At 35.8% G+C, this 21,382-nt stretch carries 22 protein-coding genes; 15 read left to right on the forward strand and 7 right to left on the reverse strand.

What is annotated here, in order from left to right:
• Positions 1–26 precede the first annotated feature (26 nt).
• The 3 genes from N9R04_RS03595 to N9R04_RS03605 all read left to right on the forward strand — a co-directional run bounded on the left by N9R04_RS03595 (position 27) and on the right by N9R04_RS03605 (position 3,157).
• Positions 27–1,223, forward strand: coding sequence for a sugar efflux transporter (locus N9R04_RS03595; RefSeq protein ID WP_262855168.1), 1,197 nt, complete (start codon positions 27–29; stop codon positions 1,221–1,223).
• 20 nt (positions 1,224–1,243) lie between these two features.
• Positions 1,244–1,729 (forward strand): DUF456 domain-containing protein, encoded by a 486-nt coding sequence (locus N9R04_RS03600; protein WP_262855171.1) that lies wholly within the window; start codon positions 1,244–1,246, stop codon positions 1,727–1,729.
• Between the two features lie 267 nt (positions 1,730–1,996).
• On the forward strand, positions 1,997–3,157 hold the full coding sequence (locus tag N9R04_RS03605; RefSeq protein WP_262855174.1) for an MFS transporter: 1,161 nt from the start codon (positions 1,997–1,999) through the stop codon (positions 3,155–3,157).
• 266 nt (positions 3,158–3,423) lie between these two features.
• Here N9R04_RS03605 and N9R04_RS03610 read toward each other — a convergent pair whose 3' ends face one another.
• Positions 3,424–4,107: a DUF1129 family protein gene (locus tag N9R04_RS03610; RefSeq protein ID WP_262855176.1), complete on the reverse strand. Its 684-nt coding sequence runs from the start codon at positions 4,105–4,107 to the stop codon at positions 3,424–3,426.
• A gap of 92 nt (positions 4,108–4,199) precedes the next feature.
• Here N9R04_RS03610 and N9R04_RS03615 point away from each other — a divergent pair, with 92 nt between their 5' ends.
• The 5 genes from N9R04_RS03615 (at position 4,200) to N9R04_RS03635 (ending at position 7,999) form a co-directional block, all read left to right on the forward strand.
• The gene (locus N9R04_RS03615) at positions 4,200–4,640 is read left to right on the forward strand and encodes a GNAT family N-acetyltransferase (RefSeq protein ID WP_262855178.1); all 441 of its coding nucleotides are present in this window, start codon (positions 4,200–4,202) and stop codon (positions 4,638–4,640) included.
• A 67-nt stretch (positions 4,641–4,707) separates the two neighbouring features.
• Positions 4,708–4,971, forward strand: coding sequence for an SA0632 family lipoprotein (locus tag N9R04_RS03620; protein ID WP_373316337.1), 264 nt, complete (start codon positions 4,708–4,710; stop codon positions 4,969–4,971).
• A 440-nt stretch (positions 4,972–5,411) separates the two neighbouring features.
• On the forward strand, positions 5,412–5,711 hold the full coding sequence (locus N9R04_RS03625; protein WP_262855181.1) for a hypothetical protein: 300 nt from the start codon (positions 5,412–5,414) through the stop codon (positions 5,709–5,711).
• Positions 5,712–5,951: 240 nt separating this feature from the next.
• Positions 5,952–6,497, forward strand: a complete 546-nt coding sequence (locus N9R04_RS03630) for a GNAT family N-acetyltransferase (protein ID WP_262855183.1) — start codon at positions 5,952–5,954, stop codon at positions 6,495–6,497.
• Between the two features lie 251 nt (positions 6,498–6,748).
• The gene (locus N9R04_RS03635; RefSeq protein ID WP_262855186.1) at positions 6,749–7,999 is read left to right on the forward strand and encodes an aminoacyltransferase; all 1,251 of its coding nucleotides are present in this window, start codon (positions 6,749–6,751) and stop codon (positions 7,997–7,999) included.
• 175 nt (positions 8,000–8,174) lie between these two features.
• Here N9R04_RS03635 and N9R04_RS03640 read toward each other — a convergent pair whose 3' ends face one another.
• From N9R04_RS03640 to N9R04_RS03655, 4 genes are all read right to left on the reverse strand, one after another.
• The gene (locus tag N9R04_RS03640; protein WP_262855188.1) at positions 8,175–8,741 is read right to left on the reverse strand and encodes an LOG family protein; all 567 of its coding nucleotides are present in this window, start codon (positions 8,739–8,741) and stop codon (positions 8,175–8,177) included.
• 3 nt (positions 8,742–8,744) lie between these two features.
• Complete coding sequence (locus N9R04_RS03645) at positions 8,745–9,206, reverse strand: YaiI/YqxD family protein (protein ID WP_262855189.1); 462 nt, start codon at positions 9,204–9,206, stop codon at positions 8,745–8,747.
• Entirely contained in the window at positions 9,207–9,830 is a 624-nt protein-coding gene (locus tag N9R04_RS03650; RefSeq protein ID WP_262855190.1) for a hypothetical protein, read from the reverse strand. It lies immediately after the preceding gene.
• Positions 9,831–10,135: 305 nt separating this feature from the next.
• Positions 10,136–11,011: an undecaprenyl-diphosphate phosphatase gene (locus N9R04_RS03655; RefSeq protein WP_262855191.1), complete on the reverse strand. Its 876-nt coding sequence runs from the start codon at positions 11,009–11,011 to the stop codon at positions 10,136–10,138.
• A 508-nt stretch (positions 11,012–11,519) separates the two neighbouring features.
• Here N9R04_RS03655 and N9R04_RS03660 point away from each other — a divergent pair.
• On the forward strand, positions 11,520–13,163 hold the full coding sequence (locus tag N9R04_RS03660) for an ABC transporter ATP-binding protein/permease (protein WP_262855325.1): 1,644 nt from the start codon (positions 11,520–11,522) through the stop codon (positions 13,161–13,163).
• Positions 13,147–14,823: an amino acid ABC transporter ATP-binding/permease protein gene (locus tag N9R04_RS03665; RefSeq protein WP_262855192.1), complete on the forward strand. Its 1,677-nt coding sequence runs from the start codon at positions 13,147–13,149 to the stop codon at positions 14,821–14,823. The genes N9R04_RS03660 and N9R04_RS03665 overlap by 17 nt, the downstream gene beginning before the upstream one ends.
• A 132-nt stretch (positions 14,824–14,955) precedes the next feature.
• Here the strand turns inward: N9R04_RS03665 and mgrA are convergent, their stop codons facing one another.
• A complete protein-coding gene (gene mgrA / locus N9R04_RS03670; protein WP_262855193.1) occupies positions 14,956–15,396 on the reverse strand; it encodes a global transcriptional regulator MgrA in 441 nt (146 codons plus the stop codon).
• A gap of 271 nt (positions 15,397–15,667) precedes the next feature.
• Here mgrA and N9R04_RS03675 point away from each other — a divergent pair, with 271 nt between their 5' ends.
• Together N9R04_RS03675 and N9R04_RS03680 are read left to right on the forward strand one after the other, a co-directional pair.
• Positions 15,668–15,850 carry a hypothetical protein gene (locus N9R04_RS03675; RefSeq protein WP_262855194.1) on the forward strand — a complete coding sequence of 61 codons (183 nt, stop codon included), beginning with the start codon at positions 15,668–15,670 and terminating at the stop codon, positions 15,848–15,850.
• A gap of 288 nt (positions 15,851–16,138) precedes the next feature.
• Entirely contained in the window at positions 16,139–16,447 is a 309-nt protein-coding gene (locus N9R04_RS03680) for a hypothetical protein (protein WP_262855195.1), read from the forward strand.
• 354 nt (positions 16,448–16,801) lie between these two features.
• Here N9R04_RS03680 and N9R04_RS03690 read toward each other — a convergent pair whose 3' ends face one another.
• The gene (locus tag N9R04_RS03690) at positions 16,802–17,422 is read right to left on the reverse strand and encodes a DUF1361 domain-containing protein (protein WP_262855197.1); all 621 of its coding nucleotides are present in this window, start codon (positions 17,420–17,422) and stop codon (positions 16,802–16,804) included.
• A 175-nt stretch (positions 17,423–17,597) separates the two neighbouring features.
• Here N9R04_RS03690 and norA point away from each other — a divergent pair, with 175 nt between their 5' ends.
• The 3 genes from norA (at position 17,598) to pfkB (ending at position 21,308) form a co-directional block, all read left to right on the forward strand.
• Positions 17,598–18,758, forward strand: coding sequence for a multidrug efflux MFS transporter NorA (gene norA, locus N9R04_RS03695; RefSeq protein ID WP_262855198.1), 1,161 nt, complete (start codon positions 17,598–17,600; stop codon positions 18,756–18,758).
• Positions 18,759–19,641: 883 nt separating this feature from the next.
• A complete protein-coding gene (locus N9R04_RS03700) occupies positions 19,642–20,400 on the forward strand; it encodes a DeoR/GlpR family DNA-binding transcription regulator (RefSeq protein ID WP_262855199.1) in 759 nt (252 codons plus the stop codon).
• The gene (gene pfkB, locus N9R04_RS03705; protein ID WP_262855200.1) at positions 20,397–21,308 is read left to right on the forward strand and encodes a 1-phosphofructokinase; all 912 of its coding nucleotides are present in this window, start codon (positions 20,397–20,399) and stop codon (positions 21,306–21,308) included. Before N9R04_RS03700 ends, pfkB begins: the two co-directional genes overlap by 4 nt.
• Positions 21,309–21,382 lie beyond the last annotated feature (74 nt).

The raw sequence follows: 21,382 nt of genomic DNA on the forward strand, positions 1-21,382 counted from the left end.
CATAGTTCTTAATTAAGGAGATCTATATGTTTAAGGAATTACTACATATTAAAAACTATAAGTTGTTTGTAGTTAATATGATGTTGCTCGGGATTGGTATAGCAATTACCATCCCTTTTCTTGTATTATTCGCGACCGAAGAGCTAGGCATGACGCAGGCTGAATTCGGTTTGTTACTCGCGGTGGCTGCAATTAGTCAATTCGTAGTTAACGCGATTGTAGCACGCTTTTCAGACACTCATAACATCAATCGCAAAGTCATTATTATCACTGCTTTATTTATGGGCGCTCTGAGCTTTTCCCTATATTTTTATGTACACAATAAATGGATTTATTTTATCTGTTATGCGCTCTTTCAAGGTTTATTTGCGCCAGCTATGCCCCAAATGTACGCGTCAGCGCGTGAAGCTATCAATTTATCTACTTCCCGCGATCGTGCAAAATTCGCAAATGCTGTCTTGCGATCCATGTTCTCGTTTGGCTTTTTATTCGGCCCATTAATTGGTAACTTACTCCAAGCATTTAATGGATATGCTGGTTTATTTTCTGGGACGGTAGCAATCATACTTTTTACTCTGATATTACAAGTAGTTTGTTTTCGTGAGGTGAAAACTTCGAAGCAAATGACCATTGAAACGCAAGTAGAGGATAAAGCGCCAAATATGTTGAAGAATAAGACGTTACTTATTCCATTCACTGCTTTCATACTGCTTCACATAGGTCAGTGGATGTATACCTTAAATATGCCTTTATTTGTTACGCATTATTTACAGGATAGTAAGAGGTACGTTGGTGTATTAGCAAGCTTGTGTGCTGGTCTAGAAGTTCCTTTTATGATACTACTGGGTATACTATCTACTAAAATAGGTACACGAACTTTGCTCATGTTAGGTGGACTTAGCGGAAGTTTATTCTTTGTTAGCATTGGTGTATTTGAGCATGTCTATGCGATGATTGCAGGTCAACTCTTCTTAGCGTTCTTCCTAGCCATTCTGTTAGGACTAGGAATTACTTACTTCCAAGATGTCTTACCCGATTTTCCAGGCTATTCTTCAACTTTATTCGCCAATGCGATGGTTATTGGTCAGTTGTGTGGGAACTTATTAGGTGGTGCTATGGGAAATTGGGTTGGACAAGGCAATGTATTCTATATTTCTGCACTGTCATTATTTATAGGCGTGGTGTTAATCTTCTTTACTAAAGATCAGAAATTCACAAGTTAAGGAAAGGAGTTAATCAATTTATGACAGCACTACTGTGGATACTCATACTCGCTTCATTTCTAGTATCATTTATAGGTTTGATTAAACCTATTATTCCATCATTGCCATTCATGTGGTTAGGTTTCTTAATCTATCAATTTGGTTTCCAAAATGGACATTTATCATGGATTTTTTACTTAGCAATGATCGTGTTTACGATTTTTATGCTTGTAGCTGACTTTATTATGAATAAGTACTTTGTTAATAAATTCGGTGGGTCTAAAAAGAGTGAATGGGCAGCATTGCTAGGAGTTATCGTTGGTTGTTTCGTATTTCCTCCACTTGGAATCATAATCATACCTTTTGTAGCAGTGTTTGTCGTTGAAATGATTCAAGAACCTAACTTCTCTAATGCACTTAGTGCGAGCTTTGGATCGCTGATTGCTTTCCTAGCGAGTACTATTGCTCAAGCATTAATAATGATCATCATGGTCATTTGGTTCTTAGTTGATGCACTCATAATTTGATACCAGTTCGTTAATTTAGTTCCGTTCTGTTTATTATATGATACGAAAGATCCTTCATTTTGTAACATCATATGTTAATACGAAGTATTGAATAAGGAGAAGCACTCAGATGAAGTGAATTAAATCATCTGAGTGCTATTTATGTTCTCGCTTTTTATTTTGGAAGTAAAATTAAATTTAAATTTGAGTTAACAGGTTGAGTTAAACCACACATTTTTAGTATAATCGCTCTCGTGTAATTTTTACTTAAAAAGGGAGGGCAATAACATGAAGTATCCTGTAGCAATTTGGATGTTAGCCATCGGAGCTTTTGCCATAGGGATGACAGAATTTGTCATTATGGGATTATTATCTAATGTAGCTCGCGATTTTGGAGTAACTGTTAGTGATGCGGGGCAACTTATCACGGGTTATGCTCTCGGAGTGGCTATCGGCGGTCCTATTCTTGTAATGTTAACTATTAAATGGAACCGTAAGTATTTGCTACTCGCTTTAATGCTTATTTTTATCATAGGCAATGTAGCTGCGGCCTTTAGTCCAAACTATGGAGTTATGCTAGTTAGTAGAATTATCACTTCACTGGCACATGGATCTTTCTTTGGCATAGGTTCAATACTTGCAGCAAGCATGGTGAGACCCGAAAAGCGAGCAAGTGCGATGGCACTAATGTTTATGGGTTTGAGTTTAAGCAATATTCTCGGAGTACCGTTTGGCACGTTAATTGGTCAGAATCTAGGTTGGCAAATGACTTTTATTATAATCGCAATTATTGGTTTGATTGCCTTGATAGGAATTGTATTTTTCGTGCCAATGACACGTGAAGAAGTGAAGTCCTCCATGTTGAACGAGCTACGAATTCTGAAAGAAAAAGAATTATGGTTAACTTTAGGTATCACCTTATTTGGTTTCAGTGGTGTTTTCGCTTACTTTACCTATATTTCAACTATACTAATGAACATCTCTCATGTGCCGGAACACTTCATCTCGGCCATGTTAATTATTTTTGGTGTAGGTGTAACATTAGGTAATATCTATGGTGGCAAATTAGCCGATTGGAATCTCAACCGAGCACTTCAAATTATCTTCATCACTTTTATAGTATATTTTGTGCTGTTATATTTCATTCAAACGAATCCAATTGTAATGGTAGTAGGAATTTTTCTATTTGGCTTTATTGGCTTTAGTATGAGCCCTTCCTTGCAACTCAAGAGTACGCTTGTATCCCAAGATGCGCCAACATTAGCAAGCACATTAAATCAGTCAGCATTCAATTTAGGTAATGCGCTCGGTGCGTTCATTGGAGGAATAGTAGTGGAAAGCTTACCTTTACAATATTTAAGTTTAATAGCACCGATATTAACAGCTATCGGTTTAATCTTGTTATCCATTAATATAGCAATAAATAAGAAAGCATCCAGGGAAGCTTGAAATGCTTTCAGAAAGATAGCTAATGAAGCTCAAAAGAGGTTGAGACATAATGGTCTTTGATTAGAGAGAAAGAGGCTGGGACATAATGTAATGTCTCAGCCTCTTCAACATCTCGGCAGTAGATGACTGATTTGAAAACGCGCTTGTATCAAGCTTTTTTCAATTCTAGTCATCCTTGCCGGGGCGGGACTACGAAATCTTTTTATTCCAATTAGATTTCTGTCCCGCTCCCTTTATTTTTTTACTTAAAAGTCCTAACAAATATTTTATAGTGATGTGTTTGCGTCTCTATTTATAAAATGATGATCGATGTATAAAGATATAGGGACTAATGCAATCGAAATTAAGATGAAAGTCCAATTACCGACATAAATATAAGGACCAAACGCTAAAAATGATTGTGGGATAAAAATAACATAAAATAATGCGATGAGTAGCAGTAATATAATAAGATAAGCAAGCATCCATGCCAGGTGTGATTTTGAAAAACATTGCATTTGTATGGTCTTAAATAACATCCATATAAATAAAAAGACTATAATTATTCCGATGATGAGTGTAATCGGAAAAGTATAAAGATAAATACGTGTAGAGCGTATAAAAAATCCTATAAATCCTTTCAAGAAACAAAATAATCCTAATAATAGTAAGAAATGTTGTAAGATGTACTTACATATATTTACGAAAGTTTCATTGGGAAGTGCCTTAATTTCTTTTCGAGCATGAGCTTTTGGATCATGTTCAAAAAAATCCATCGCGTGAGTCCCTTTATCTTCTGCCGTCAACAATCTTTTGAGAATACGATTTAACATTTTTTCTGAATCATAAGAGTTTACACGTAATTCTGCACGGACGTATGCCATATAATTCTCAAATATTTCTCTATCTGTATTATTAAGTCGCAACGATTTCACATTATTTTCACGCATGAGTTGTTCTGTCGATTTCATTGCAATTTGCAGTCCTTTATTAAAATAGTTAGTATTATGACATATTATGACGAAAGATATTCAATAAATCAATTCTTAATTGAGGGAGCCAGATGAGACGTTTAGGTTTGAAAGATACTCGAATAATTAAAGAAGTGTCACAGTTAATTGAAAGAGAGTTAAGCTTACAATGTGAGCGGTATCACTACACGGAATTTACAATCGCGGCACGTGAAGAGAAAATTCGACGTTTCTTCACGTACTATCATGATCTCGTACTTGTAGAGGAGCGTGACGATGAACTGATCGGTGTGATTTGGGCCCACTTTGATAAAGGTAATAGAACTGTCAATATCGAATTTCTATGGGTAGCCCCCCTTCACCGTAAATGTGGGTATGGTGCAAGGTTGAAAAGAGAGGTGGAGAAGTGGGGAAAAGACCAGCAAGCTGTAGCGTTAACCTCAACAGTCAATGTACAGAACGATAGTATGCTAGCGCTCAATCGTAAATTAGGTTATGAAACTGAGCAGGTGATTATGCGTAAAAAATTATGAACTTCAGTGAAGAATTGAAATTTGCATGGTAAAATAAACGGTGAATGAAATAAAAGGAGTTATCATAATGAGAAAGTGGTTAACTTTAATACTTGCTGCTACATTGACATTAACAGCTTGCGGTAAAAGTAGTGAAAAAGCTTCACTTCAAAAAGATTCAGAGAAGCTTGAAAAAGAAAATAAATCATTAAAAGAAGAAAAGAAAAAGTTAAAAGAAGAAAATGACAAATTAAAAGATAAGGCACATGATTTGAAAGAAGACGTAGATGACTCAGCTACTACGAGATCAGACAATGACAGCGATAAAAAAGATGATCACGACAAAGATTAGCTGAAGACATGGTATTGTAACGTTGAGTTTATGTTGTACTAGACGTGATAGACAATTGCTCGTTTAAGTTTGAAATAGCGGTTAGAAGGGTATTACGATAGGTAATTGATTTGGAAGACGCAAATAGCATTCGTTTGAAGGAACGAGTATATCAAATGTGGGCGGGACTACGAAATCCTTTTTATTCAAATTAGATTTCTGTCCCGCTCCCGAATCGTGAGAGTTGCTGTCGACATTCCTACTTGTGGGACACCGTTCATCGGTTTTCAAGAGCACTGAATTGTTATGTCTCAACCCCAATCTTAAGAGATAAGAAGCGTAACAGTGATATGTTATTCTTCAGGGGTAACAATACAAGGTTAGGCAAGTTAAATGATAAGCGATATTGAGTAATAATTTTATCTCATCAAGAAATTGAAATTTAAAGGAGTGGACTTATTATGCATGAACAAGAATTTAGTTTATTAGAGGGACGTTCAATTACTTTACCTGAACTTGGAAGAGAGTTAGAAAATATAACTGGTAGAACGATCAAAGATTCAACTGGGGAAATTAAACGCGTGATTGCACATTTACCTAATTTTGAGTCCGATACGGATACATTTGTTGCAACATATCACTTAAATAATCAAAGTGACTTTATAGATGCTACATTTACTGCTCCGAAATCAGAGCGTGAGCGATTGAAGGAAATTCCTGTTCAAGTGGAGCTGATTAGTTACATCACTAAGGCTGAATAACGACTACTTGATAACTGGTGGAGCGTCAATTTATATGACATTGATTTTAACAGTATAGAGAAGAAAGCGATAAAGGTTCGATTGACCATGAAGTAGTGGTGTTTCGAAAGGAAAGTCAATGTTGATTAATGAGCTATGAAAGGGAGCTAACTTGTACTTTAAAGATGTAATATATAAAAATCTTTCCTGTTTCCTTTCTTATGCTTTCACATTTGGGTTGATATGATAAGAGGTGTCTAGATGACGGTATATATTGAAACTGATCGTTTAAATCTACGTGATTGGAAGGAAGAAGACTTACTTCCCTTTCAACAAATGAATGCAAATCCTCAAGTAAGACGCTATTTTCCCGATTTGTTAAGTTATCGAAAATCTGAAGTAGATATGAAAGTTATGGATGAAATCATCAGAGAGCATCAAATGGGGTTATTTGCTATTGAGTTAAAGGAAACTAAAGAGTGGCTAGGATTTATCGGTCTAAACTTTGTGCCTGCAGAAAGTAAATATCCATTTAAGGAACTGCCTTGTTATGAAATAGGTTGGCGTCTGATTCCAGAAGTTTGGGGCAATGGTTTAGCTACAGAAGGAGCCGAAGCGGTTCTTACATATGCTCAAGAAAAGGGCGTTCAAGAAGTCTATGCGTTTACAGCAGAGGAAAACTCCAGTTCACGTAAAGTGATGGAAAAAATAGGGATGAAGCATTATGATGACTTTGAATATCCCAATTTAAGCAAGTATCACCCGTTAAAACGTCATGTGAGATATTATAAAAATTTAGCTTTTTAATAAAATACATGTTGGCAAGTGAGTAAGATGAGAGGGGAGCGGGACAGAAATCTTTTTATTCAAATTAGATTTCTGTCCCGCTCCCTTACTTTTTTATAAATATCTTCAAATTTACTCCTTTATATAACAAATACATTACAAAAGTGTTAACTAAATGTTAAAATGATTTACGTGACATAAAACCTTATAAAATTAAAAAGTATTACAATTATATAAGCGTCGCTATAACATGAATATAAAGGGGTAAATTTATGTATTTTACTGATTTAACATCGAATGAATTCCAAAGCTTCGTAGATAATCATTTCTCTCATTACACGCAGAGCGCTGATCATTATCAATATCGTGCAGAACACTTCGATGATGCTTATCTCGTCGGGGTTAAAAATGACGCTCAAGAAATTGTAGCTGCTTGTTTATTAACGAAGGCACGTTCATTTAAATTCTTTAATTATTTCTATACTCATCGAGGTCCAGTGATGGACTATAATAATATAGAATTAGTAAATTTCTTCTTTAAAAATTTAACTCAATTTCTTAAAAAGTATAATTGTCTCTACGTATTAGTTGACCCATACATTCTAGAGAGTGTTCGAAATGCAGAAGGAGAAATTCTAGACAAATTTCATAATGACTTGATGATGAAAGAACTAGAGCAACTCGGTTATAAGCATCAAGGTTATACGACGGGTTATTCTGAAATGAGTCAGATTCGTTGGTTGTCTGTGTTAGATTTAAAAGGCAAAAATGGAAAAGAAGTACTCAATCAGATGGATTATCAAACACGACGAAATATTAAGAAAACGTATGAAATGGGCGTAGAAGTTAGAGACTTATCGATAGAAGAAACACCTAAGTTTTATAAACTATTTCACATGGCAGAAGAAAAACATGGTTTTAAATTTAGAGACGAAGCATACTTTAAATATATGCAACAGGTATATGGAGACCATGCTTCTTTAAAATTAGCATATGTCGATTTAAATAAGTATTTAAATACACTTAATGAGAAAAATGACGATTTAACATCTCAAATTTCGCAAGTGAAAGCAGCGTTAGAAGAAAGTCCAAATTCTAAAAAGCAAAAGAATAAGTACAATCAACTTTCTCAACAACTGGATGGAAATCAACGCAAGATAAACGAAACTAAAGAGATGATCGCTACCGATGGCAGTAAGCTTGATTTGGCTGCAGCACTTTATATTTATAATGAACATGAAGTTTATTATTTATCTAGCGGTTCAAACCCTAAATATAATCGCTATATGGGTGCATATCGACTACAGTGGGAAATGATCAAGTTTGCTTTAGAACATAATATAGATCGTTATAATTTTTACGGAGTTACTGGGGATTTCTCTGATCAAGCAGAAGATTATGGTGTGCAACAGTTCAAAAAAGGATTTGATGCTCATATAGAAGAATATATAGGAGATTTTATTAAGCCAATTAAACCTTTTTGGTACAATATTTCTAAACTATTTAGCCGATTTAAGAATTAAACAATTATAGTTAAAATGGGGAAGAGTACGAAATTTAATCACTTTCGTTACTTCATCCCCATTTACTTATGTTGTATTCTGTTACGATTGTGCCAGTGAGAGTTAGTTTGGACGTAGAAGTTTAGAAGTTAGTCACTTGTTATTTGAAGCGCGATGTAGCTCTAATACTTAACTTCTAATCATAACTACGTACTCCAAGAGGTTGATAATTTTCTAAACTATACAGGAGTTGTTCTTTAGTATCACAAAGTGGAGCTAAATTTTTATACTTTTCATTGATAAAGCCTTCCTCGATCATTGCATTGAGCATATGTTGTAGAGGTTCAAAAAATTTATTGATATTAAATATACCTATTGGCTTTTGATGGATACCAATTTGTGACCAACTATACATTTCAAAGAATTCTTCAAGTGAACCCGCTCCTCCAGGGGCCATGATAAACGCATCAGCTAATTCAGCCATTTTATGTTTACGTTCATGCATAGATTCTACTAATATAAGTTCACTTACCTTTTGGCTAGTGATTTCTTTTTCATCAAGCATTTTAGGCATCACACCTATAGTATAGCCTCCTGCATCAAGTACGCCATCTTGAATGGCTCCCATGATACCTACAGATCCTGCACCAAATACTAATTCATACCCTTGTTCCGCCATGTATTTGCCTAGATCATAAGCCTGCTTAACGTAAATGTCGTTCTTACCTTTACTAGCACCACAATAAACTGCAATTCTTTTCAATTCTTATTCCTCCAAATTTAGCATAGTGAGTAGTTTCTGAAAACGCTCTTCAAACTTCAGTATATCATTTTCAGTGATAGGAGGAGAGCCTTTCGTTCGTTTATTACTTTTACGCAGGTGCGCTGCATGATGTCTTTGCGCCAGTAAATGATCTATAGTTGTCGAAGAATAAAGCGTTCCGTTATGATGTATGACTGCTCGCGCCTTATTTAACGCTAAACTCGCAAGACCATAATCTTGTGTAATAACGATATCGTCGGGTTGACTAAGCATTAACACTTTATAATCGACTGCATCTGGTCCATCATCTACGTAATACGTTTGAACGTGGTTTGGAAACGCTGCGGTAGAAAAATGGCTAAAACTACGAATAATAATAACGAAGATGCCTGTATCTTGAGTCATCTTTATGATCGAATTGATGACCGGACAAGCATCTCCGTCTATAAGTATTCTGCTGACCATTTAGTTCGACTCACTTGATGTACTTGAAGCCACACGTCTATCTTTTTTCGCTAATTCTGCTTCCACATGTTGTCGCTTTAATTGGTCGCTTTTATTTTCAGCCGCTTCACTTAATTCACTTGGTGTGAACCCTGCTTTTTTAAGTTTTTTGTCAGCTTTTTTCAGTTGTTTTTCATGTTTTTTCGCATTTTGTTTTTGAACTTTTTCTTCTTGTTTCTGACGCTTTTGTATTTTCTTTTGAAGCTTTTTGTCTTGTTTTTTAGCTACTTTCTGCTCATGTTTTGCCTGTTTATCAGCTTCTTTTTGATTCTTCTTCTCTTGTTTTTGTTCTTGCTTTTCAATATATTTCGGATCGTTTTCTTTGGCAATTTTTTTCATACGACGCTTTTGATCGTAGTGATGTTTCTTTTCAACAACGTAATCTTTGGCGTCACCTGATTTGTCTACTACAGCATCTTTAAAGTCAATCGATTTGTTAGCGACCTTTCGTGATGCTCGACCTGTAGCATTTGCAGCACGTTTAATATCGGGGTGTTCTTTGATACGCTTACGTTCAGTGATCAAGGGCACGAGGAATACTGGTGCTACTGTAACGATTGTGCGAATTAAATTGCGTTTATCCATATACGTTGCCTCCATATTGTAATATACTATGATGACTTTTACCCTCAAACACTACAAGGTAAACTTGAACATGATATTAACGGGTTTGAAATTAGAATGTCTGAGCTTTCTCAATTAAATATAAAAAAGGCCTAGCACCTGGTCATGCGCTCGTAGGAAAGTACTCTCAGGCAAGCATGACTAACAGTGCTAGGTGAATGGGAGCGGGACAGAAATCTAATTTGAATAAAAAGATTTCTGTCCCGCTCCCTCTTTAAAAAAGGTTGAGATAACTAGATTTGTTCGAGCATTGATAGATAGCTTTGTTACTCACCACTAATGCCTTCACCTATACCGAAACCAAAGTATAAGATAGCGATGATAATCACGAGAATAATTCGGTAAATCGCAAATGGTATGAGCTTAACTTTATTGATGAGGTGTAGGAACGTCTTGATAGCGATCAGACCTACTATAAAGGCTGCTACGAAACCTAAAAAATAGAAGGCAATATCTGTCGCGTGAATGCTACCTAAGTGCTTAACTAGAGATAAACAACTGGCTGCTAACATAATTGGGACTGACATAATAAATGTAAAGTCAGAAGCGGATTTATGCGTCATTTTCATATAAACGCCGGTAGAGATCGTGGAACCCGAGCGACTGAAACCAGGCCACATTGCTACAGCTTGTGATAAACCAATAATAAAAGCTTGCATATAGCTGATTTGGTCTACTGTTTGAGGGTTCTTGATACGTTTGCTTACGATGTCCGCGCCAATCATGTAGAACGCACCGATGAGCAGGCCGATCATTACGGTTGGTACACTAAAAAGATAATCTTCAATTAAGTCGTCAAATAGAACTCCAAGTATACCGGCAGGAATCATACCGATTAATATATGTAATAAATTGAGACGTTTCGGTTTAGAACGGAAACCATCGACAGGTTCGTTTTTATACTTACCGATATGGAGCATTTCAAAGTAACGTTCACGAAATACCCATGCAGCAGCGAAAACGGACCCGAGTTGTATAACAACCTTAAATGTAAAGGCTGATTCAGGACCAAGAAACTCTTTAGACTTCAGTAAGATATCATCTACTAGGATCATATGGCCTGTTGAAGATACGGGAGCAAATTCAGTTAAACCTTCAACGATACCGAGGATGATACCTTTAATCAATTCAATGATTAGCATATTTTACCCACTTTCATGTTCATAGTTTATCTGTATTTCAGTTCATTATCATAGCATACTCAATTTAAGTTTTGCTAATCATATCTAGTAAATTTGATTGAAGTATGTTGTTGCAACGTAAACGCTGAAGATGATCTACATATCTATCGCGAAATATTTGTTGGGAGCGGGACAGAAATCTAATTTGAATAAAAAGATTTCGTAGTCCCGCCCCGGCAAGGATGACTAGAATTGAAAAAAGCTTGATACAAGCGCATTTTCAAATCAGTCATCTACTGCCAAGATGCTGAAAGAGACTGAGACATTATATTATGTCCCGCTCCCTCTTTATGGCAATTCTAACAAGATGTGCAGCAATTTGAGGGCTACCTTATTGTTAGCGCAGTTAAACTGTTAGCTTTTTAATATGAGAGATAATTAAATTACTGTTGATATTTATAAGTTTTATTTTTAAGCTAAATAATTTAAATATTTATTGAAGGTTTTATAATTAACAGTGGTGATAACAGTGAAAAAACTCATGAATCTTGCTTTCCAATATAAAGTCTTACTTCTCTTATTTCTTGTATTCAGCATGGGGATCGCTTTGACAGTTGTAGCTCAGAGTATAGTAATAGCTAAAATATTGAGTCAAGTACTCGCATACCACGCTTCAGTAAATATGTTAACGCTAGTTATATTGCTCGTTGTGCTACTATTACGTGCGAGCCTTAACGCTCTTAATTTAATGGTAGGGAATAAGATGAGTATGAAAGTTAAAAAGTTTATTCGATCACGTTTAATCGCTACACGTAGTGAATATTCACTAGGATCTGAGATGAGTATAGTAACGGAGAGCGTGGACGGTATAGCACCTTTCTACCAAGATTATTTACCTCAAGTGTTTAAATCAATGATGGTACCTTTCTTTATAATCATTGCTATGCTATTTCTCCACTTAAATACAGCTCTTATTATGATAGTTACTGCCCCATTCATTCCGTTATTCTATATTGTATTTGGATTAAGAACCCGAGATGAAGCTAGAGATAAGATGACTTATCTCAATCAATTTAGCCAACGCTTGTTTAACAAGGTTAAGGGATTAGTCACTTTGAAGTTACTTAATCAAACTGATCGTTCACTCAAAGAAGTCTATGAGGAAAGTACACGGTTTAGATCGATAACGATGCGTATTCTCAAAAGCGCTTTTCTTTCTGGATTAATGTTAGAGTTCATCAGTATGTTAGGCATTGGTCTCGTAGCGCTTGAAGTAGGTCTAGGACTCATAATATTCCATAATGTGAGTTTCGAAACTGCAATGATATCTATTCTATTAGCGCCTGAATTTTATAACGCCATCAAAGACTTGGGTCAATCTTTCCACACTGGGAAACAGAGTGAAGGCGCTAGTGAGGTCGTGTTTGAGCGACTAGAGCAGTCTGAGGAACCGAACAGCAGGACGATGAATATCGATACTTCACAATCTGCATTAATAAATTTTTCTGAAGTGAGTTTTGCTTATCCCAACTCAAGTAAAGCAGTTCTACAAGGAATAACTTTAACTATTAAACGAGGTGAGAGAGTAGCTCTAGTTGGACCGAGCGGAGCAGGTAAGACGACATTTGCACAACTTATTGCCCAACATTTTCAACCTACTAAAGGTGAAATTATTTACAAGTATCCAGATATTAAGATAGGAGAATTGAGTCAACAACCGTATATCTTTAACGCTACGATTAGAGATAACGTTACTATGTTTAAACATCTTTCGGATAGTCAAATTTACCAGGCCCTCGATGAAGTGGGTTTAAAAGAGAAAGTACTATCTTATAATAACGGGCTCGATACACTCATCGGAGAAGAAGGAGAAATGTTGTCTGGTGGTGAAATGCGTCGTCTAGAGCTTACACGTGTGCTATTAGAACAACCAGATTTAGTAATATTAGATGAGCCCTCAACAGGGTTAGATATTGAAACAGAAGAATTCATTCATCGTGCCATAGAGACACGTTTTAGCAATAGTACGGTAGTTATCATTGCTCACCGGCATTCTACCTTAAGATTAGCGAACAAGCATGTTCACCTTGAGGACAATCATATCACTTCTATTGAACATAGAGCATCTTTAAGTATAAGTAAAGGTGGTGCTTCAAATGAAGTCACATATTAAAATTCGAGGAGATAGAGACCTTGTTATTTCTATCATCGTAGGTGTAATAGGCGGTGTAGTCGCTTTGGGTATGTTTTTCTTAAGCGGTTATATGGTAACTGAAAGTGCTTTAGGGGCACCTCTTTTTGCATTGCTTGTGCTCACCGTTACTGTTAAAATGTTTGGGTTTCTTCGAGCAATTGCACGTTACATTGAACGGCTGTTATCTCATCGTACGACATTTACGATGTTAAGAGATCTAAGGGTTCAAATGTATCGAGACTTAATTCCAGTGGTTCCAGATGTTTATCGACGCTTTAAGCCTAATAACCTTTTAAGGCGGTTAATAAATAGCGTAGAGACTTTCCAGAATATCTATTTAAGAGTATATTATCCACCTATTGTCATAGGTATAACTGCTGTGATTGCCATGGTGTCACTTATCACTATTTCCTATGTGCACGCGCTCATTATAGTGATAAGTATGCTTATTTCTCTACTGGTTGTTCCGTGGTTAAGTGCTAAAAAGGCTCAAATACTAATGAAAGAAGTTTCAAGAGGAGAGCAAAAATTTTTAAATCAATTCTACGATTATAAAGAGGGTTACTATGAGTTGCGCCGCTTTGATCAAGAAAAAGTATATGAGAGCAGCCTTCATAAGCAAGCAGATAAGTACGTAAACTTGCAATATCGTGAACAACGCTTCTTACTCATTTACGACTTTAGCTTGAACTTAGTGTCCATGCTAGCTCTATTCTTGACGATAGGGTTAGGTGTGCTCCAAGTTCAAGCGCATGAACTTCATATCATCTATCTGACAAGTATAGTATTAATGTTACTCACATTATTTGAGCAAGCCGTGCCAATGAGTAACGTTGCATTCTACAAAGCTCAAACTACACGTGCAAGGGAAGAGATAAATGAAATACTAAATAACTCAAAGGGTTCGCAAACTACTAACGCTCATACTATTGCTGAAAATGGCGAATACGAATTGAGCATGACGGATGTAAATTTCAAATTTGAACATCAACAACATCGCTTATTGAAGCATATTCAGCTCGATATTAAAAAGGGTGAACATGTCGCTATAATAGGCCCTTCAGGTTCAGGAAAAAGCACCTTACTACAACTCATGCTAGGTTTATACTCTAATGACGAAGGTGAGGTGTATTATCGAGGACGGCCCGTCTCTTCTATGTCTGATGAGGAGAAATATCACTATATGAATGGATTGCTTCAAAGACAGCAGTTATTTGATGGTGAATTGCAAGACAATTTGTTCACACGAGCAGATCAATCTATTGTTCGTAGTACCCTTAATGCCTTAGGACTTCAACATCTATCTTTAGAGAAAGAAGTCACTCTTGAAGGTCGAACATTATCAGGTGGGGAAGTTGAGCGTCTCGCTTTAGCACGCCTGTTCTTTAGAGATTGTCCACTATGGATATTAGATGAGCCGACTACTGCGTTAGACCAGAGTGCTACTGAAAAGGTTATGACTGCAATACAACAGCGTGCAGAAACTTTAGTCATTGCTACACATAATATAGATTTACTTTCCCGTTTTGATAGAATCGTGGTGATGAAAGATGGAGTCATTGTTGAAGATGGAAGCTATCGTAAATTGATGAATGAGGCGTCTTATCTTAAGCGTGTGGTAGATATGAGCGCAACATAAGCATAGCGTTTATACCACCGATTTAAGTTACATGTTAAAAATAAAAAATAGAGCTCAAATTTAAGTTAATCTTTTGAGCTCTATACTTACTATGACAGCGAAATATACTTGTAGGAAAAACTTCATTTGTAATTAGTATTTCTTATCAGCAAAAGCTGAAATGATTTTGCCAAGTAAGCGGTTAAGTTCTTTAAATTCGTCTTCGCTTAATTGCGTCGCTTCTGCTACTTCATTACATGCAGAATCGAGTTCTGGTCGAATTTGTTCACTTTTTTCAGTGAGGTGAATAAATACCTCGCGTTGATCAATTTCTGAACGTTCACGTTTAATTAAATCAACTTGTTCCATGCGCTTTAGTAGTGGTGAAACGGTTCCAGTGTCTAATGCTAATTCGGTTACAACTTTCTTAACATTTACTGGGGACTCGGACCACAAGATAGTAAGGACTAAAAATTGTGGGTAAGTGAGTTTGTATTTCTTAAAGACATTGTTTGAATAGTAGCGATTGACTTGTCTTTGAGCGTTATACAAACTAAAGCAAAGTTGCTCTTTTAAGTTAAGTTCTTCAGCCATAAAGTTCTCCTCCAGACATTCTATCCGTTTTTTTCTCTCTGTTTCGGATTTCAATCCGTCTTTGTTGTGTAACACGAGTTACGCTTTAATACTTTTTCGCACTGCATTGCTAAAATGAAGTATGATTAAAGTGTAGAAGATATCCCCTTTTTTATCAAGTCAGAAGATAATTTTAGAGATAACTACTAAAGGTCAAATTAAATATATTATTTATTTTTTACACAAACTTTTTGAGAAAACAGTAATTTTGATAGGGTACAATCGTAAAGACATGTTGAATACAATAATCACTTCTTTTCTAAGGTATGGTAAAACGACCTTTGTACATGAGTATATTAAACAATTATTAAATAATGATGAGAAATTAGCTATTCATCTTAAAGAATATGTAATTTTTAACGTTGGAAATGATCAAAAAGGGGTCAAGATAAAGGCCGTTAAATATTTCGACTAGAAGAGCGAGGGAGCGGGACAGAAATCTAATTTGAATAAAAAGATTTTGTAGTCCCGCCCCGGGAAGGATGACTAGAATTGAAAAAAGCTTGATACAAGCGCATTTTCAAATCAGTCATCTACTGCCACGATGCTAAAAAGGTCTGGGACATTACATTATGTCCCAGCCTCTTTCTCTCAAGTCGAAGACCATTATGTCCCAGCCTCGAATTTTATATGACTTTATAGTTACTGAATAGACAATTTTAAGAATATAATTTAAAGTGAGAGATGAAAGGGAGAGAAGTTTATGACGTCTAAAGATCAACGTTATTATGAAAGCCAGTATAAATTTGAAAGAAACTTTATTCGCATTCCTTTTATAATATTTGCGATGATCGTCTTACTATTAAATATATTCTATGCTGATATAAATATCATGTTAGTCCTCTTCGGCTTATTCTTTCTTTATAACGGAGGGTTATTATTCGTATCCTTCATTAAGCACTTTAAGCGGACGACGATCTTATCGTTAATATTGTTTATATTATCAGTTGCTGTCTTTGCTGCTCTAATGTACTTATATGCAGACGCAAATCATTTGTTAGATAAGAAATAATCATTAAATATAAAGCCCTTGCGCATTGATGAGAAAGGTTTAATTAATTCTAACTCATTTTCATTTATGCGCGAGGGTTTAATTAGTATCAAAATTTGAATATGAATATATAGAAGGCTACGTATTCTAAGAACGTAATTATATAGATATATTTTAAACACATTTTACTTAGCAAGGGGAGCTCCCATTTAGGATAGTGCCTTTCGAAATAAAAGAGTTGCAGTATAAAGATCCCGAGTCCTAACGGTAGTAATATAAGTAATATACTTTTAAATAAATGAAAACCTACTCGATAAAATAAGTAACCTGTTAAAAGTTGAAGTAGAAAAATAACTATAATGACGAGAATGATATTCATATTGAGTTGAAACTGCGCACTCCTTTCATAAATAAATAAAGTAACACTTGTAAAGCTACCATAAGACTCACGAATATTATCGCGTTGCCGTCTATAGCAGAGATAAACTTATAAATAATACGCATAGGTTCATTAATGAGATAAACTGAATGCAGTCGTAAGAATCTTCCTACATATATACCTAGCCCATTCAAACACATCATTACGAAAATGAACGAGCGATTAAGCCATTTATAACCTGTAAATAAGCGAACTTCTAGAAACATTACCATCAGACAATAAAGCGCTAATAGCACTCCAGATATTAAATAAGTAAAGTAGATCCATTCCTTTAAATTAAGGCCGGCGTAAAAGTTAAAGATGAATTGTTTTAAATGAATTAAATCTGTAATCATGTAGAAGGTATTGGGTACCATAGTGATAAATATTAATACGAATACTATGAAAAGTGGCCATTCTATCTTCCTTCTAGGTTGAAACAACCTCAATAAAAAGCATAGTTCAAAAGGAACGTAAGCTAAAAATAAATTGAGCGTCATAAACTGAAATATATTATCAAATAAGGAAAGTAAAAATAAAATGGTAAAAACACCGCGTGCTATATAGCGTGCTAACATAACGACCCCTTCTTTCTACTAAAGTGCGAATTAAAATCTGATGAAGTTCAAATGATACTACGTCAATAATTAATAAGCAAAACATCTATAGGAAATAACGTAGATTTATTGTGTAATGAGTGAACTATCGTTTAGAATTATAAGATAATAAAATTGTGTAGATGGGAGCATGCTGATGAAGAAGCAATTTTTCATACTCTATTTCAATATATTTCTCGTCTTCCTTGGTATAGGTTTAGTCATACCTGTCTTACCTATTTATTTGAAAGATCTGGGACTCAAAGGAAGCGATTTAGGTATATTAGTGGCAGTATTCGCTTTAGCTCAAATGATTATTTCACCTTTCGGGGGCACATTAGCTGATAAGTTAGGCAAGAAACTCATCATTTGTATCGGTTTAGCTTTATTCTCAATTTCAGAATTCTTATTTGCGATCAGTCAATCATTTCATCTGTTGATTGTTTCACGGATACTAGGAGGATGGAGCGCTGGTATGATTATGCCAGGTGTCACTGGGATGATCGCTGATATCTCTTCACCTAAGGATAAAGCTAAGAACTTTGGCTATATGTCAGCAATTATTAATTCTGGGTTCATACTTGGTCCTGGAATCGGAGGGATTCTTGCTGAATGGTCCCATCGCCTTCCATTCTATATGGCTGGAACAACTGGTGTATTAGCACTTCTCCTATCTGTAACACTCATTCGTAACCCGCAGCATCATACGCAAGCTGGTTTTACACAATATCACACTAATGGACTAAGTAAAATCAATTGGAGAATTTTTATAACGCCAGTCATAATCACGCTTATATTAGCATTCGGTTTATCTTCATTTGAAACGCTTTTCCCACTGTATACAGCAGATAAAGCGAATTACACACCATTTGATATATCTATGGCGATATCTATAGGTGGAATATTGGGCGCAGTCTTTCAAGTTCTACTGTTTGATAAATTTATGAAATATTTGAAAGAGCTTAATTTTATTATCTATGCGCTCATCTATTCTGCCATCGTATTACTTGGCCTTACTTTTGCTCATCACTACTGGACTATTATGATTATTAGCTTTATCGTTTTCATTGGTTTTGATATGATTCGTCCAGCTCTGACAAACTATTTTTCAAATATTGCAGGTAACCGTCAGGGGTTTGCAGGTGGCTTGAACTCAACATTTACGAGCATGGGTAATTTCGTCGGCCCGTTAGTGGCAGGTGTTCTTTATGATATTAATTACGACGTGCCTCTCTACATGTCAGTCTTCATCATCATGATCGGTATAGGTGTGATTTTTATTGAGAAGAGTTTACGTAAAAGGCATTCACAGAACTAGCAGAACGCATATAGAGACTTATTCACAGATAATCTGTCTGTAATCTTATTGATATGTATATTACGTTTCTTTTAAATTGCGCTCCGCTTAAGTTAGAAGTACAAATTACGTGGTAAGATATAGGAAATAAATAAGGAGACCATCGAGATGAGATGAAAAGGAATAATTTTTTATTATTATGTTTAACGTTCTTTCTATCATTCTGCTTATTATTCCTCATTTATTTGGCCACAAATCAACAAGCATTACTTAAATTTCATCAGTTTATTTACCACTGGGATAAGTTTAGCTCGTCACTTCCTTGGAGCGAAGCGGCCTTCTTATCATATTAACGCCTTCGTATTATTAAGAGAGTAAAAGCTCCTATGAAAATATTTAAGATAGTGATCAACAGTTGATAGACAGTCCAAATTTATGTAAGAACTGAAAGTGAAGACAGGCTCAAATAGCTGTCTACATCCTAAACGGATTAAATCTAAACTTGTAGAAGTTTAAGCCGCCTTGTTTGGTCGGACTATAGGAATCAATGAGCTTTAATTTTACACTTTGAAACACAATTGAGATAAGAAAAATTTCACCGGTGACCTAAGCTTAAAAACCCGTGATTTGATAAGACAGCATAAAGTAAGGGAATAACAGTAAAGTTCCAGTATAAACGTATGACAAGTTTAATAAGTATAGTGCCTTTAAGAAGTGAGAGGGAGCGGGAGAGAAATCTTTTTATTCAAATTAGATTTCTCTCCCGCTCCCTTGCTTCTTTTTTTGAATAAAATGAGCGATAGAGAAGAAGTTTTTTGATTGTTTTTGAATGAATTTGGATTAAATTGATTGATATATGTAAGCGATAACATTATAATTAAAGTGTGATGAGGAGGATGTTCTTATGATTAGTGAGAAGCGCTATGATTTAATACTGTCAAAGTTACAAAACAAAGATTTTTTAACTCTGCAAGAATTAGTTGAATATACTGGTAGTAGCGAATCTACGATACGTCGAGATCTATCAAAGCTGCAACAAATGGGGAAACTTTCACGCGTGCACGGAGGCGCCACCCTTAACCAATCGGTAGTGAAAGAACCTCATCTAGCTGAGAAAAGGTCGAAAAATTTGAAAGAGAAACAGGAGATTTGTCGTATAGCAGCCGACCTCATTGATGACAATGACTGCATCTTTATGGATGCTGGTTCAACAACACTTGAAATGATTCCTTATATCAAAGCCTCATCAGTGACAGTTGTTACTAATGGTTTAACACATGTAGAAGCGTTGCTTAAACACGGAATAAAGACAATAACGCTTGGGGGAGAAGTGAAAGCAACTACATTTGCTACTGTTGGGACTAATACGCTTGAGACGTTAAAGCATTATCGTTTTGACAAAGCTTTCGTAGGTATAAACGGTATCGATATCAAGTATGGGTTGACTACTCCAGATGAGCAGGAAGCATTAATTAAATCTTACGCCATTGAATTGAGTCGTTCGTCATATGTATTAGCTGATCATTCTAAATATCGAAATGTCTATTTCGCTCATGTGCCTATCAATGAAGGTGTTTCACTTGTAGCTTCTAAACAAGTAAGATCACTAGACGGTATAGAGTCTTTTGAAGCGTACTATCAATTCATAGGAGGTGCACTATGATCTACACAGTAACATTAAATCCCTCCATAGATTATGTGGTGTTTACTCAAAATTTTAAGGTAAAACATCTTAACCGTGCAGAAGCAACGTATAAATTTGCTGGAGGTAAGGGTATCAATGTCTCTCGTGTGCTTCGTACCTTAGATATACCCTCAACTGCTTTGGGATTCGCAGGTGGTTTTCCTGGTGATTTTATCCGTAAGACGCTCAAAGATCAAAATATTAAAGAACAATTTATAGAGGTGGGCGAGGATACGCGAATCAATATTAAGTTAAAAGCCGAGGCTGAAACTGAAATTAACGCTCCCGGGCCAACAGTCACTGAAGCGCAACTTGAACATTTATTACAGCAAATGAAAGAGACTACTAAAGAGGACATCGTCATCATAGCTGGTAGTGTTCCACGAAATTTATCACACGATGTTTATCAGCGTATTGCACGTGTGTTATCTAGCACGGGTGCAAACTTTGTCGTCGATGCTGAGAAAGGACTGATGGAACCTGTACTACGCTATCAACCTCTATTTATTAAACCTAATAAAGAAGAGTTAGAAATGATATTCGGTACTCAGATTAAGACGCAATCACAAGTGATTGAATACGGTAGAAAGTTATTAGAGCGAGGTGCTCAATCGGCTATTATTTCGCTTGGAGGAGAGGGCGCAATTTACATTGATGAACGCCAAATATTGAAAGCAGAGGTTCCTACAGGGACGGTCGTTAATACAGTAGGTGCTGGGGATAGTACTGTGGCTGGTATGGTTGCAGGTATCGTTAATGGTTTTTCTATAGAAGAAAGTTTTAAACAAGCTGTTGCCGCAGGTACTGCTACTGCTTTTAGTGAGGATTTAGCTAACAAAGATAACATTACAGAGATTAGTAAGCAAATTAGAGTTAAGGAACTATAGTTCACGAGTACGATAATCATATGACTAATATTTAAATTTAACCCTTTTCACCTGAGAATTGAAACGACATAAAC

This window comes from Staphylococcus marylandisciuri (assembly GCF_025519785.1).
GTDB classification, from domain to species: Bacteria; Bacillota; Bacilli; order Staphylococcales; family Staphylococcaceae; genus Staphylococcus; species Staphylococcus marylandisciuri.